This window comes from Mannheimia sp. ZY171111, assembly GCF_017750945.1.
GTDB classification, from domain to species: domain Bacteria; phylum Pseudomonadota; class Gammaproteobacteria; order Enterobacterales; family Pasteurellaceae; genus Mannheimia; species Mannheimia pernigra.
Genome location: NZ_CP046532.1, coordinates 374471 through 389314 on the forward strand (window position 1 = coordinate 374471; position 14844 = coordinate 389314).

Annotated in this window: 12 protein-coding genes; 5 read left to right on the forward strand and 7 right to left on the reverse strand. The window is 40.0% G+C overall.

Annotation, left to right across the window (positions count from 1 at the left end):
* Positions 1-123: 123 nt before the first annotated feature.
* The gene (gene cysS / locus GM698_RS01680) at positions 124-1503 is read right to left on the reverse strand and encodes a cysteine--tRNA ligase (protein ID WP_176808081.1); all 1380 of its coding nucleotides are present in this window, start codon (positions 1501-1503) and stop codon (positions 124-126) included.
* A gap of 155 nt (positions 1504-1658) precedes the next feature.
* Here cysS and GM698_RS01685 point away from each other — a divergent pair, with 155 nt between their 5' ends.
* Positions 1659-2168 carry a peptidylprolyl isomerase gene (locus GM698_RS01685; RefSeq protein ID WP_176808080.1) on the forward strand — a complete coding sequence of 170 codons (510 nt, stop codon included), beginning with the start codon at positions 1659-1661 and terminating at the stop codon, positions 2166-2168.
* Between the two features lie 60 nt (positions 2169-2228).
* Here GM698_RS01685 and GM698_RS01690 read toward each other — a convergent pair whose 3' ends face one another.
* On the reverse strand, positions 2229-3158 hold the full coding sequence (locus GM698_RS01690; protein WP_209289560.1) for an AEC family transporter: 930 nt from the start codon (positions 3156-3158) through the stop codon (positions 2229-2231).
* 2 nt (positions 3159-3160) lie between these two features.
* Positions 3161-3973, reverse strand: coding sequence for a formate dehydrogenase accessory sulfurtransferase FdhD (gene fdhD, locus GM698_RS01695; protein WP_209289561.1), 813 nt, complete (start codon positions 3971-3973; stop codon positions 3161-3163).
* A 237-nt stretch (positions 3974-4210) separates the two neighbouring features.
* Here fdhD and fdnG point away from each other — a divergent pair, with 237 nt between their 5' ends.
* From fdnG to fdhE, 4 genes are all read left to right on the forward strand, one after another.
* Positions 4211-7279: a formate dehydrogenase-N subunit alpha gene (gene fdnG / locus GM698_RS01705; protein ID WP_176812368.1), complete on the forward strand. Its 3069-nt coding sequence runs from the start codon at positions 4211-4213 to the stop codon at positions 7277-7279.
* Positions 7280-7281: 2 nt separating this feature from the next.
* A complete protein-coding gene (gene fdxH, locus GM698_RS01710; protein WP_159629317.1) occupies positions 7282-8193 on the forward strand; it encodes a formate dehydrogenase subunit beta in 912 nt (303 codons plus the stop codon).
* Positions 8186-8851, forward strand: coding sequence for a formate dehydrogenase subunit gamma (locus tag GM698_RS01715; RefSeq protein ID WP_176808076.1), 666 nt, complete (start codon positions 8186-8188; stop codon positions 8849-8851). Before fdxH ends, GM698_RS01715 begins: the two co-directional genes overlap by 8 nt.
* Positions 8852-8916: 65 nt before the next feature.
* Entirely contained in the window at positions 8917-9834 is a 918-nt protein-coding gene (gene fdhE / locus GM698_RS01720; RefSeq protein WP_209289564.1) for a formate dehydrogenase accessory protein FdhE, read from the forward strand.
* 30 nt (positions 9835-9864) lie between these two features.
* Here the strand turns inward: fdhE and GM698_RS01725 are convergent, their stop codons facing one another.
* The 4 genes from GM698_RS01725 to rep form a co-directional block, all read right to left on the reverse strand.
* Positions 9865-10191, reverse strand: coding sequence for a hypothetical protein (locus GM698_RS01725; protein WP_176812366.1), 327 nt, complete (start codon positions 10189-10191; stop codon positions 9865-9867).
* A gap of 8 nt (positions 10192-10199) precedes the next feature.
* A complete protein-coding gene (gorA, locus tag GM698_RS01730) occupies positions 10200-11570 on the reverse strand; it encodes a glutathione-disulfide reductase (RefSeq protein ID WP_209289565.1) in 1371 nt (456 codons plus the stop codon).
* 236 nt (positions 11571-11806) lie between these two features.
* Positions 11807-12445, reverse strand: coding sequence for a nitroreductase family protein (locus GM698_RS01735; RefSeq protein ID WP_159629313.1), 639 nt, complete (start codon positions 12443-12445; stop codon positions 11807-11809).
* Between the two features lie 170 nt (positions 12446-12615).
* Entirely contained in the window at positions 12616-14634 is a 2019-nt protein-coding gene (rep, locus tag GM698_RS01740; protein WP_209289566.1) for a DNA helicase Rep, read from the reverse strand.
* Positions 14635-14844 lie beyond the last annotated feature (210 nt).

Here is a 14844-nt window from a genome sequence, read left to right on the forward strand (position 1 = left end):
ATAAAATAAGCGCTTGCACTTGAAATAAATTACGATTCTGTATGATTGGTTTTCATCTAAACAAACAAGCGGTCGAAATTTGCCATTTTTTTGCAAAAAACAGCCGCTTGTAACACTTTAAAATTAAGCCTTCCGCCAAATCGTGCCATTCGAGGTGTCTTCCAGCACAATATTCATTGCTTTGAGTTTATCACGTACTTCATCTGCCACCGCCCAGTTTTTAGCGGCTTTGGCTTCATTACGTTGGTGAATTAAGGCTTCAATTTCGGCGGTTTCGTCATCGTTCGCATCGCCTTTTAAGAAAGCCTCTGGGTCTTGCTCAAGCAAGCCTAACACGCCTGCCAACTCTTTTAAACGAACGGCTAAACCGTTCGCCTTTACCATATCTTCGGTTTTGATTTTGTTGAGCTCACGGGCGATTTCAAATAATACCGCTAATGCACCTGGGGTGTTGAAATCATCATCCATTGCGGTTTTGAACGCGTCCACATATTGCTCGCCGCCAATCGCTTCCCCCGATACATCACAACCACGCAAAGCGGTGTATAAACGTTCAAGAGCGGAGCGAGCCAAATCTAAGTTATCAATGCTGTAATCAAGTAGCGAGCGATAATGTGCGGTAAGGAAGAAATAACGCAGCGACTCCGCATCGTACAAACCTAACATATGGCGAATGCTGAAGAAGTTGCCGAGCGATTTCGACATTTTCTCTTTATCAATCGTGAGCATTCCGGTGTGTAGCCAATAGTTTACATAATCACCACCGTGGGCACAGCAAGATTGGGCAATTTCATTTTCGTGATGTGGGAACATTAAGTCTGAACCGCCGCCGTGAATATCGAAATGTTCGCCTAGCTCTTTGCTATTCATTGCCGAACATTCAATGTGCCAGCCTGGGCGACCATTGCCCCACGGGCTTTCCCAGCTTGGTTCGTTCTGTTTCGACATTTTCCAAAGCACGAAATCCATCGGATTTTTCTTCACCGATTTGATTTCTACCCTTGCCCCTGCTTGTAGCTGTGCTAAGTTTTGGCGAGATAACGCACCATATTTTTGGAAAGATTCCACATCAAACATCACATCGCCATCGGTTGCCACATAAGCGTGTCCGTTTTTGATGAGTTTTTCCACCATTGCGATAATTTCAGGAATATGCTTTGTTGCACGAGGTTCCACATCTGGGCGGAGAATGTTCAACGCATCAAAATCCTTGTGCATTTCAGCAATCATTCGCTCCACCAATTCATCGCAAGTTTCATTATTTTCTAACGCACGCTTGATGATTTTATCGTCCACATCCGTAATGTTGCGGATATAACGCAAATTGTAGCCCAAATAACGTAAATAGCGTGCAATCACATCAAACGACACAAAAGTACGACCGTGCCCAAAATGACAAAGATCATAAACCGTCACACCACAAACGTACATTCCCACTTGATTCGGGTTGATCGGCTTAAATTCTTCTTTTTCACGTTTTAGGGTGTTATAAATTTTGAGCATAAGTGTCCTCTGATTAAAAAATTCGGTAAAAATAGGGCTAAGTATAGCGAATAAGCGGTCTGATTTTGAGATTTTTTTGCAATTTCGTTTAAACTTTTTAATAATAGCGAGCGAAATTTATTTTTCATTCCATTTTTATTTATAAGGGACATCGAATGATTACATTACACACCAATTTGGGTGACATCAAAATCGAATTGAACGTTGAAAAAGCGCCTATCACGGCAAAAAACTTTGAAGATTACTGCAAAGAAGGCTTCTACAACGGCACAATTTTCCACCGTGTGATTGACGGTTTTATGATTCAAGGCGGCGGTATGACGGTTGGAATGACCGAAAAACCAACCAAAGCGTCAATCCAAAATGAGGCGAACAACGGTTTAAGCAATAAACGTGGCACGTTGGCAATGGCTCGCACGTCTGATCCGCACTCTGCTTCCTCACAATTTTTCATCAATGTGGCAGATAACACTTTCTTAGATTATCGCTCAAAAGAGATGTTCGGCAAGAGCGTAGTGCAAGAATGGGGCTACGCGGTCTTTGGCGAAGTGGTTGAAGGAATGGACGTGGTAGATAAAATCAAGGGCGTAAAAACAGGTAACAAAGGTTTCCACCAAGATGTTCCCGTTGAAGATGTGGTGATTGAATCAGTCACTGTCGCTTAATGTAGTAACACAAGCGGTGAGATTTTTACAAAATTTTGCAAAAATCTCACCGCTTGCCACTTAAATAATTAGATAAAGCCAGATAATAAATGGCATTGTAAATACACACAATAATGTCGTTACGCCATAAATCGCACTCGCTTTTTTGGCATCTTGCCCGTAAACAACCGCCATTTGGGTTACTGTTGCCGCTGAGGGGCTAATTGTAGCGAGGAAAGTAATCATCACAATAATGTCACCATTGATAACCCAATTTTCAAATCCACACAATTTAATCACAAGCAATAAAATCAAAGGAATAAAAAGTAAACGCAGGAAAGTGACTAGATAAATCCGCTTATCGGTAATAATTTCTTTAAATGGAACCGCCGCAATGAGCATTCCTGCTACAAGCATAGATAAAGGCCCTATCATATAACCTAAACTGGATAAGGTACTGGCAATCGTTGTTGGCAATTTGATGTGGAATAGAAATAACATTAACCCAACAACAATAGCAATAATATTGATGTTGAAGATGACTTTTCGCAACGGCACCGTTCCCTTTCCACATATTAATGTCCGCAAATGCGACCAAAAAAGTACGGTCTGCACCACAATAAATGCTGTAGAATAAATAACCCACTCATTTCCTAAAAGAGAAGCGACTATCGGAATAATCAAGTTGCCAGAATTGGAATAAATAGACGTAGCTTGTTCAATATTATCTAATTTTGCCGTTTTCTTGAGTAGCCAGCCTAAGAAAATCAACAAAGCACTGAAGATAATTGAGAGAAAAAACGCAAGGTATAATCCGTTAAGCGTTTCAGAGGTGTAATCAACTTGAAATGCAGTTATCAGCATTGCTGGGCTAATAATATATAACCCAATAATTGAAATAGGATAACTTTGCTCTGAGGTTAACAGTTTCGTTTTTACAATCGCATAGCCTAGCAATACCATTAAGGTAAGCTGTAAAATTTTGTCTGCCAATAAAATTGCTATGTCCATAACTATTTAAGAAACAATCTCTCCGCGCCTGAATAAATTGTGGCTTTCCCCTTGCGAGCAAAAGCTAATAAAGTGAATTGATTATCACGAGCCATTTTAGTCGCCATTTCTGTAGTAGCAGAAATCGCACATAACATTTCAATCCCCACTGCCAAACATTTTTGCACCATTTCAAAACTCGCTCGACTGGTCACAAAGACAAAACCATTAGGGAAACCTGCTTTAGCATACCAGCCAATCAACTTATCTAAGGCAACGTGCCGCCCAACATCTTCACGAATAGCCAACAATGTTCCATCAATACTGAAAAAGGCGGCCGCGTGGCTTGCTCCCGTCTCCTTTGATAAAGATTGAGCATTTTCTAGTTGTGCTAAACAATATGCTAAAATTAGCGGATTAACGCCCTGCAAGCGGTTATTTTTTTTAACAATTTTGCAACTTTGATGGACTTGCTCTAATTGCTCAACACCACAAATTCCGCAGCCTGTTCGCCCAGCCATTGAACGGCGTTTCTCTTTTAATTCTACGAATTGACGCGTAGAAATTTCGAGCTGAATTTCTATTCCCTGTTCTTGCTCAATAATATCTAGCCCATATAGCTCTTGTGGGGCATTCAAAATTCCCTCTGCCAAAGAAAAACCTAACGCAAAGTCGTCTAAATCTGAAGGCGTTGCCATCATAACTGTATGCGAAATCCCATTATAAACTAGCGCAACGGGTACTTCTGAAATCAAATTATCCTCACAATGTTGCTTTTCCAGCCCAGTTGTTAAGAATAATAATTTTTTAACCTCTATTTTTGTGATCTTATTCACAATATTTATCTCTTGTATGCTTAAAAGTAGTTTATTTTGTTAAAAAGTTGTATCATTATGCGGCTTAAATTTGGTTTAAAACAAATTTCTTTGGTATTTAGCCTATTTTTTACCCAAAAAGAGTATGTTCATTTTCCTTTATTAGAAGGAAAATAATACACCTCTTCGAGAGATTTATTAAATCAATTTTTTGATCACATTTACTTTTATTTACCATTTATATGATTTGGAGTGATTATGCAGATCTCAAGACGTAAGTTCTTTAAGGTCTGTGCAGGTGGAATGGCAAGCACTTCTGCTGCAATGTTAGGTTTTGCACCAACAGCAGCATTAGCAGCCCCTCGCGAATATAAGCTCTTAAGAGCGAAAGAAACTCGCCAAACCTGTACTTACTGTGCTGTAGGCTGCGGAATGCTAATGTATTCTTTAGGCGGACAAGCAATGAATAGTAAAGGGAAACTTTTCCATATTGAAGGGGATCCAGACCATCCTGTTAGCCGTGGGGCATTATGTCCTAAAGGAGCAGGCGCGTTAGACTATGTAAATAGTGACCGCCGTGTACATTATCCTGAGGTGCGAGAGCCTGGCTCAAGCGAATGGAAACGAATTTCTTGGCATGAGGCTATTGAACGTATTTCTCGCCATATTAAAGATGACCGTGATGCCAACTTTATTGAAAAAAATATAGAAGGTACACCAGTTAATCACTGGTTAACCGCTGGCTTCTTAGCAGGTTCTGCCTGTAGTAACGAAACTGGTTTATTAACCCAAAAATGGGTTCGCTCTCTCGGTATGGTATTTACCGATAACCAAGCGAGTATCTGACACGGACCAACGGTAGCAAGTCTTGCTCCATCATTTGGTCGCGGTGCGATGACCAACCACTGGGTTGATATTAAAAACTCTGATCTCGTTATTGTTATGGGCGGTAACGCCGCTGAAGCTCACCCTGTAGGTTTCCGCTGGGCAATTGAAGCGAAAAAACAAAATGGTGCTAAGTTAATGGTGGTAGATCCACGCTTTAACCGAAGTGCTGCGGTGGCTGATATCTATATGCCATTACGTTCAGGTACGGATATTACGTTCCTACTAGGTGCGATAAACTATTTGTTAAAAAACGATAAAATTCAACACGAATATGTTAAACACTATACCAATGCAACTTTCTTAATACACGAAGGCTTCAAATTCGAAGACGGTCTATTTACTGGCTATGATGAAGCTACGCGTACCTATAAAGATAGATCTACTTGGACTTACCAAATGGATGAAGAAGGCAATCCGTTAAGAGATATGAGCCTTCAAGATCCTCGTTGCGTACTGAATATGCTACGTGAACACGTTTCTCGCTATACGCCAGAAATGGTTGAGCGTATTACAGGCACACCACAAAAAGATTTCTTGATTTTCTGTGAAGAAATTGCGAAAACCTCTGCTCCAGATAAAGCAGCTACTTTCCTTTATGCGTTAGGTTGGACACAACATACCGTTGGTTCGCAAAATATCCGTTCTATGGCGATGATCCAGCTATTGTGCGGTAACATCGGTGTGTCGGGTGGTGGCGTAAACGCATTACGTGGTCACTCAAACGTGCAAGGTATTACTGATTTAGGTTTATTCCCAGCACGGCTTCCAGCTTACTTACCACTGCCTAGCGAAACCGATGTTTCATTAGAAGCATTCTTAACACGTATTACACCGAAAGCAATGGGAGCAGACCAGGTCAACTATTGGGTAAATGCACCGAAATTCTTCATCAGTATGATGAAATCATTCTATGGCGATAACGCAACCGCTGAAAACGAGTTTGGTTTCCACTATCTGCCGAAGTTACAAAAAGGGGGCATCGACCACTTCCGTTTCATTGAGCAAATGTATGAAGGCAAAATCAATGGTTACTTCTGTCAAGGTATGAACCCTGTTGCCTCTTACCCGAACTCACAGAAAATTATCAAAGCGTTAAGTAATTTGAAATATTTAGTCATTTTTGACCCGCTTATTACCGATACGTCTGAATTCTGGAAAAACCACGGCGAGTTCAATAATGTAAATTCTGCAGAAATCCAAACTGAAGTATTCCGTTTACCAACAACTTGCTTCGCAGAAGAAGATGGTTCTATTGCAAACTCAGGTCGTTGGCTACAGTGGCACTGGAAAGCGGCTGATGCTCCACACGAAGCAAAACCAGATGTTGATATCTTGTCTGAAATTCGAGCGGAGTTAATCCACCTCTATCATAAAGAAGGTGGTAAAGCACCGCTAGAACCACTCGAAGCGATGACCTGGAACTACGCAAATCCGTTAGAGCCGAAAGCAGAGGAAATTGCAAAAGAAAATAACGGTTATGCCTTAGCTGATGTTAAAGATGCTAATGGCAATATTCTTGTTAAACAAGGCGAATTACTTTCAAGCTTTGGTCAAATGCGTGATGATGGTACAACCTCTGGTGGGTGTTGGATCTATACTGGTCAATGGACTCAAAGAGGTAACCAAATGGCTAATCGTGATAATTCAGATCCATCTGGTTTGGGTAACACCTTAGGCTGGGCATTTTCATGGCCTGCAAACCGTCGTATTCTTTATAACCGTGCTTCAGCAGATTTAAGCGGTAAGCCGTGGAACCCAAAACGTCAATTAGTGAAATGGAATGGTAAAAACTGGAACTATATTGATGTTGCTGACTTCGGTACTGCACCTCCAAACTCTCCAACAATGCCATTTACTATGCAACCAGAGGGAGTATCTGGTTTATTCGTGCGTGAGCGTATGATTGATGGCCCATTCCCAGAACATTATGAGCCATTAGAAACACCAATCGGCACTAACCCATTACATCCTAATGTAATTTACAGCCCTGTTGCTCGTATTTTACCAACGGATAAAGAGGATTTAGGTACAAGTGATGAATTCCCATACGTTGGTACCACTTATCGTTTAACCGAACATTTCCACTATTGGACGAAAAATGTGCTTCTCAACGTGATTGCTCAACCAGAGCAATTTGTTGAAATCAGCGAGAAATTAGCTGAAGAAAAAGGCATTAAAAATGGTGATAAAGTCCGTGTTTGGTCTAAACGTGGCGAAATTAAAGCGGTTGCAGTAGTGACTAAACGTATTCGCTCATTAGTGTCTGACGGCAAGCCAATTCATACGATCGGTATTCCGATTCACTGGGGATTTGCAGCAACTACTGGAGCGAAAAAAGGTTATTTTGCTAATAACCTAACAGTACGCTCGGGCGATCCTAGTTCTAATACGCCAGAATCGAAGTGTATGTTGTTAAACATTGAGAGAATTGGAGGCTAAAAATGGGTGTAGTTCAATCTCAAAACATTATTAAGATCTCCGCAACTTCTGGTTTAACACCAGCACCGCAGGCTCGTTCCCACCAGGTGGAAGTGGCGAAATTAATTGATGTCACTACCTGTATTGGTTGCAAAGCCTGTCAGGTAGGTTGCTCAGAATGGAATGATATCCGCTCTGATGTCAATGCTGCTTGTGTCGGTGTGTATGATAATCCAGCTGATCTGAATGCAAAAGCGTGGACGGTGATGAAATTCAACGAAGTTGAAGAAAATGACCGCTTAGAGTGGCTCATTCGTAAAGATGGTTGTATGCACTGTACTGAGCCAGGCTGTTTAAAAGCTTGCCCATCTCCAGGTGCAATTATTCAATACGCTAATGGTATTGTGGACTTCCAATCTGATAAATGTATAGGCTGTGGTTACTGTATCGCGGGTTGTCCATTTAATATCCCACGCATGAATCCAGAAGATAATCGTGTTTACAAATGCACATTATGTGTGGATCGTGTCACTGTAGGCCAAGAGCCCGCTTGTGTGAAAACTTGCCCAACAGGCGCAATTCGCTTCGGTAGCAAAGAACAAATGAAGTTCTACGCTGAACAACGTATTGCAGATCTTAAAGCACGTGGTTATGAAAACGCAGGGCTTTATGATCCAGAAGGTGTCGGTGGAACACACGTTATGTATGTTTTACATCACGCCGATAAACCAGAACTTTACTCTGGATTACCGAAGGATCCGAAAATTGACTCAACCATCACTTTATGGAAAGACATCTTAAAACCAGTTGCAGCTGTTGCATTAGGTGGCTTAGCATTAGCGGAAGTAGCACACTATGTAACCGTTGGTCCAAACGTTGAAGAAGATGTGGAAGATCATCACCATAATATTAGAGAAGGAGATAGAGATGAGTAAGCCATACATCGTTACGAATGATACTAAAATCGTTCGTCATAAGCCGTTAGCTCGTGTTAGTCACTGGTTTCTCGTGATCTCATTCTTTATGACGATGTTTACTGGTGTAGCATTCTTCTTCCCTGATTTTGCCTGGCTAACAGAGATCTTAGGCACGCCACAAATTGCTCGTGCGGTACACCCCTTCACGGGGATCATTATGTTTATTGCATTTAGCATTGTTGCATTAATGTACTGGCATCATAATATTCCTGAGAAAAACGATATTCGCTGGGCAAAAGGCATTGTTGAGGTGTTAAAAGGTAACGAACACGCTGTTGCGGATAACGGCAAATATAATCTAGGTCAGAAATTACTATTCTGGACGCTGATTATTGCTATGTTTACTCTCTTAATTACAGGGATTATTATGTGGAGACAATTCTTCTCAGAATATTTTTCCATTCCTGTGATTAGAATTGCGATTTTACTTCACTCTACAATGGCATTTATGTTATTTACTGGCATTCTGGTACATATCTATATGGCATTCTGGGTAAAAGGCTCAATCAGAGGTATGGTTGAAGGTTGGGTAACTGTTCGCTGGGCGAAAAAACATCACCCAAGATGGTATCGTGAAGAAATATTACCGGAAATCGACAAACACGTTAAAAAATAACACTGTCTAATAATCACACAAAGTGCGGAGAATTCCGCACTTTTATTTTATGACTTAGGATCGTTATGAGTATCAAAATTTTACAACAAGATGAAATTCAACAAGTTGCAAATTCATTTCAACAACCCGAATTACTCTTTGCTAACCCTAAAAATCTCTATTCTCGCCGTGCAAAGCGTTTACGTGAATTAGCTAAAGAAAACCCGTTTGCCGACTATATGGAATTTACCGCCCATTTAGTAGATATTCAACTTGAATTATTCACTAGCAGACCTATTGCAAATTATTCTGAAAAAATAACCGCTTGTGTAGAATTAACACAAGGCGATAAACCGCTAAACAGCAAAAATTTTCAACGTAGCGACGAATGGAGAGAGTTGCTCTTCGCGATTATTCAAAAATTCAAATCTTACGCTAACGATACCATTCTACCAACATTAGAATGGTTGGAAAAAGCCTCAGTTTCTGAATTAGAAAACTTAGCAGATAATCTTCTAAATGAGCATTATGAACTGGTGCCTGCAGATAAAGCTGTATTTATCTGGGCGGCTCTTTCGCTATATTGGGTACAACTAGCACAGCAGCTACCTCGCAATACAAGAGCTGAGGTTGGCCATAAACATTTTTGCCCTGTATGCAATTCCGCACCTGTTAGCAGTGTTATTCATTTCGGTGAAGTACAAGGGTTGCGTTATTTACACTGTTCTTTATGCGAAAGTGAATGGCATATTGTGCGTTCAAAATGCACCAATTGTGATGAAACGGGTAAATTAGATTATTGGAGCCTAAATAGCGTAGAGGCGGCAGTTAAAGCAGAAAGCTGCGGAGATTGCCACTCTTACTTAAAAGTGCTTTATCAAGATAAAGACTTTAACGTTGAAGCTGTCGCTGACGATTTAGCCAGCCTATTTTTAGATTCTGAAATGGAGCAAAAAGGCTTATCAAGAAGTGGAGTAAATCCATTCTTATTTCAAGGCGAATAAGCATAATAAAACGGAGCATAGGCTCCGTTTTTAGTCTGGCATCGCAATTTTTTTAGTTTCACAACGGTGTTCAATTACCTCTCTGTCAGACATAAAAGCATATCGGCATTGAGATTTATAATATTGTATCTCTGCTTTATCAAGAATTCGCTGAATACCTACACGCAATTCCTCCATCGAAAAACTACTCACCTGCTCTTCTTTAGTTGGTATTAGTATTCTACGTTCAGAAATTTTAAATCTCGGTTTATTTTCTTGTTGTATTGGTTCACTTATATTGACTTTATTATGCGTCTGAGCATAAGCTTCTCCAACCGTCAACAAACATAAAGCAACTAAATTAAGTGATACCTTCATATTTTTAATTATCGCATTGTAACAAATTCTTCCGAACCAGTTGGGTGAATTGCAATAGTATTGTCAAAATCAGCCTTTGTTGCCCCCATCTTAATCGCAACCGCAAACCCTTGAATCATCTCATCAACACCAAAGCCAATACCGTGTAACCCAACGATTTTTTCTTCTTTACCGATGCATACCAATTTCATTCGACAAGGCTGGCGATATTGAGTAACTGCAGTGTACATTGCGGTAAAAGAAGATTTATAGACTTTTACATTATCTTCCCCATATTGCTCAATAGCTTGAGGCTCAGTTAAACCAATCGCCCCAATTGGCGGATGACTAAATACGACGGTTGGCACTAAGTTATAGTCTAAATGCTCATTGGGCTTATTGTTGAATAAACGCTCTGATAATCGGCGACCTGCTGCCACAGCCACAGGCGTTAATTCAATCCCGCCTTCAATAATATCGCCAACCGCATATATATTTGGCACGTTAGTATTTTGGAATTTATCTACTTTTATAAAACCACGCTCATTGGTTTCAACACCAGCTACATCTAAATTAATCGCATCAGTAGCGGGTTCTCGTCCAATTGCCCAAACTAAAGTTTCAATTGTTGTTTCACGCCCATCTTCTAGTGTTAAAGTCAGGGAACCATCTTGATTTTTCACTACTTTTTTCGGCACGGCTTGAGTATGAAGCTCAATGCCATCTTCAGCTAACACGTCTACCAAGGTTTCAATAATTAACGGATCTTGCTGACGCATTGGGCTATCTTTACGTACAAACAAATGCGTTTGTACGCCTAAGCTATTAAAAACGCCAGATAATTCTACTGCAATATAGCCAGCACCAACAATTGCAACCGATTTTGGTAACGTATTTAACGCAAATACGCCATCTGAAGTAATACCATATTCTGCACCGTCTAAATCAGGAAGAGCTGGGCGACCGCCTGTTGCAATTAAAATATGATCTGCAGTGACTACTTCTTTCGAGCCATCTTCATAGCTGACCTCAACAGTCTTTGCATCTTTAAAACGAGCAAAACCATTTAATATATCCACATTATTTTTACTGAGTACATTATGATAAGAAGTATGAATACGCTTAATATAAGCCTGTCTGTTTTCTACCAATTTGCCATAGTCAAAGTGATTAACAGAAATATCAAAACCATAATCAGGCGCATAATGCTGAATAGCTTCTGCAATCTGAGCACCATAGAACATCACCTTTTTCGGTACACACCCCACATTCACACAGGTTCCGCCTAAATGTTTTGCTTCAATAATTGCACATTTCTTGCCATAACTTGCGGCACGGTTAATAGAAGCAATGCCACCGCTGCCACCGCCAATCGCAAGATAATCATAATGCTTAGCCATATTCTCTTCCTCTTATCAATCAAGTTTAAAATTATAAAGCAATTTTATGATAATCGCTTTCACTCAAAATGTATTTTGTAATCAAATTACGTCAGCCAGTGACTAGAAAACATCATTTTGCCAAGAATTCGATTTAAAGTTTTAATACTTTACATCTAAAATATCGTCATAAAAGCGGTCAAATTCTAACAGTTTTTGGCAAAAAATAAAGAAATTTGGCCACCGTAAGATATGTATTACTTTTTAAATCCTCTCCCATTATTCCAAGACACTGTATATTCTAACCCCAAACGACAGCTTAGTAATGGTGGATTTGCAGCCCTCCCGATGGCTAACAACATTACAGGTAAATAACGATTATTGTCAATATCAAGTAAATTAACTACTGCACTGCGGTTAAACACTCCGATTGCATGAGTATCGTATCCTTTATCTTTGGCAATTAGCATAAGTTGCATCGCACTTAAACTGCTATCAATTAAAACTTGATCGCGAATATCCAATTCCGTTAATTGTTGATGAAGCCCTAGTAAAAAATCAATTTTCCGATCACGGAAATCTTGATGCAAGCAACCTTTTTCTATCGACTGATCAACAAGATCGTCTAATAATTTTTCATAGTGTAAATCTGCCAAGACCACAACGACAACGGAAGCGGTTTCACACGGCGGGCCGTTAAATGCAACCTGAGTAGATAGCTCTTTTTTGAGTGCTTCATCATCAACTACCACAAATCGCCAAGGCTGCAAATTTGCCTTAGAAGGCGCAAGCTGTGCTAACATTAACATTTCTTGCAGCTCCTCACGGCTAATTTTCACTGTCGGATTAAACGCTTTAATAGTTTTGCGTTGCTCAATAACCGTTTTTAATTCCATCTTGTTTCTCCTATATAGACCCTTTTAGTCTATAACGTCAAAATCCACAATGTAATAATTGAACATAGGTATTCCGCAGATTTATTGAGATAAGTCAAATTATCTCACATACAAGCGGTCAAATGTTAATGAAAATGTGCAAAAAACTTTCAAAATTTAACCGCTTGTGCTTATTTCTTATTCGCTTTCAACATCGCCATTAAATTCGCAATATTGGCTGAAGATTTTGCCTCTTTTTGCTCTTCTGTCAGTCTTGGTTTATTACTTTCCCAAACTAAATCGTCTTGCGGTAATTCCATTAAAAAACGGCTTGGCTCTGGTTTGATAATTTCTCCATATTGGCGACGTTCTTTACAAAATGAAAAGGTCAGCATTTGCTGAGCTCGAGTAATACCTACATAAGCCAAACGACGTTCTTCTTCTATATTATCTTCATCAAGGCTGGTTTGGTGCGGTAAAATGCCCTCCTCCATTCCGATTAAAAAAACGTATGGAAATTCTAATCCTTTAGAAGCGTGGAGCGTCATTAATTGCACCTGATCGGCATCTTCCTCGTCCTCGCCTCGCTCTAGCCTATCTCGTAAAGTTAATCGATTCACCACCTGCACCAAATTCATAGGCTCTTCAATTTCATCTCCCTCTAACATTCCCTGCACCCATTCAAATAAAGTTTGAACATTACGGCTCTGCATTTCCGCCACTTTCGGGTTTGTTGCCATTTCATACAAATAGGCTTCATATTGAATTTTTTCTAGCAGATCTTTTACTGCCTCAATGGGAGAAGAACGCTCCACCTGATCGGCAATTTCCACAATCCAACGAGCAAAATCTTGCAAGGCTTGGTAAGGCTTCGGTGTTAAACGTTGAATGAGTTCAAAATCGAAAATCGCTTCAAACAAGCTTACCTGTTTTTCATTGGCAAGCGTCCCCAATTTTTCCAACGTTGCCGCCCCAATTTCACGCTTTGGTGTATTCACAATGCGTAAAAATGCTGCATCGTCATCTTGATTCACCAACAAACGCAAATACGCCATCATATCTTTGATTTCTGTCCGAGCAAAAAACGACGTTCCTCCCGAAATTTTGTACGGAATGCGGTTTTGCATTAACAATTTTTCCAATAAACGGGATTGATGATTGCCCCGATACAAAATCGCATAATCTTTATATTTAGTTTTGCGAGAAAAACGGTGAGCAATCAACTCTCCAACAATCTGTTCCGCCTCGTGCTCCTCATTTTTTGCCTCAATCACACTCAGTTTTTCGCCCTCTCCTAACTCAGAAAACAGACGTTTGCTAAATAAATGCTCATTGTTATCAATTAAAATATTGGCACAATGTAAAATTCGTTGGCTAGAGCGGTAATTTTGCTCCAGTTTGAGCACTTTTAAATCAAAATCCTCACGCAGGCGTTGCATATTTTCAGGCTTCGCCCCACGCCACGAATAAATAGATTGATCATCATCGCCCACTACGGTGAAATTTGGCTCATTACCCACAATCAATTTAATTAACTCATATTGGCTCGTGTTAGTGTCTTGATATTCATCGACCAACAAATAGCGAATTTTGTTTTGCCAGCGTTCTTTCGCCTCTGGGAATTGACGAAACAACAACACTGGCAGCATAATCAAGTCATCAAAATCTAAGGCATTATAAGCCTTCAACTGATTTTGATAGCGTTGATAAAAATGCGAAAACACCCGCCCACGCTCATCACGAACTTGAGCGATGACCATTTCAGGCGAAAGCAAATCATTTTTCCAATTTGAAATAGAAGAAATTAACGCTTTGAGTAAATCTTTATCTTCCGTCACATTTTCGGGCAATAAATGTTTAAGCAACGCGATTTGATCGTGTTCATCAAACAACGTCATACCCGATTTAAAACCGAGTAACTTGTATTCACGCTTTAAAATATCAAAACCGAGCGTGTGAAAAGTCGAAATCGTCAGCCCTTTGCTGTTTTCCTTCCCGATGGAGTGAGCCACCCGCTCCCGCATTTCACGAGCTGCCTTGTTGGTAAATGTGACGGCTGCAATCTGTTTGGGCAAATAGCCACAATGTGCAATTAAATGAGCGATTTTGTTAATAATCACCCGAGTTTTGCCCGAGCCAGCCCCCGCTAGCACAAGACAAGCGCCACTGGTGTACTCCACCGCTTGCTGTTGTTGAGAATTGAGTTTCATTAGACCGATTGAAAAGTAATTTTGACGGCTATTTTAACGAAAAGAAAACAACCGGTCGAATTTCTTATGAAATTTGTAAAAAGTAGCAACATTATTTAGCAGCTGTACAAAGACTCAATTCTATGTTTCTGCTACATTTTCTTATCTTTTTGTTTGACTAATTCAATATGTAACTATTTGATAATGTGCTCTTAGACGTTTATAATTAAT

Bases quoted from the DNA above. Each gene is read 5' to 3' on its own strand.
- cysS (WP_176808081.1), bottom strand. From the start codon at position 1,503: ATGCTCAAAATTTATAACACCCTAAAACGTGAAAAAGAAGAATTTAAG.
- GM698_RS01685 (WP_176808080.1), top strand. From the start codon at position 1,659: ATGATTACATTACACACCAATTTGGGTGACATCAAAATCGAATTGAAC.
- GM698_RS01690 (WP_209289560.1), bottom strand. From the start codon at position 3,158: ATGGACATAGCAATTTTATTGGCAGACAAAATTTTACAGCTTACCTTA.
- fdxH (WP_159629317.1), top strand. From the start codon at position 7,282: ATGGGTGTAGTTCAATCTCAAAACATTATTAAGATCTCCGCAACTTCT.
- GM698_RS01715 (WP_176808076.1), top strand. From the start codon at position 8,186: ATGAGTAAGCCATACATCGTTACGAATGATACTAAAATCGTTCGTCAT.
- fdhE (WP_209289564.1), top strand. From the start codon at position 8,917: ATGAGTATCAAAATTTTACAACAAGATGAAATTCAACAAGTTGCAAAT.
- GM698_RS01725 (WP_176812366.1), bottom strand. From the start codon at position 10,191: ATGAAGGTATCACTTAATTTAGTTGCTTTATGTTTGTTGACGGTTGGA.
- gorA (WP_209289565.1), bottom strand. From the start codon at position 11,570: ATGGCTAAGCATTATGATTATCTTGCGATTGGCGGTGGCAGCGGTGGC.
- GM698_RS01735 (WP_159629313.1), bottom strand. From the start codon at position 12,445: ATGGAATTAAAAACGGTTATTGAGCAACGCAAAACTATTAAAGCGTTT.
- rep (WP_209289566.1), bottom strand. From the start codon at position 14,634: ATGAAACTCAATTCTCAACAACAGCAAGCGGTGGAGTACACCAGTGGC.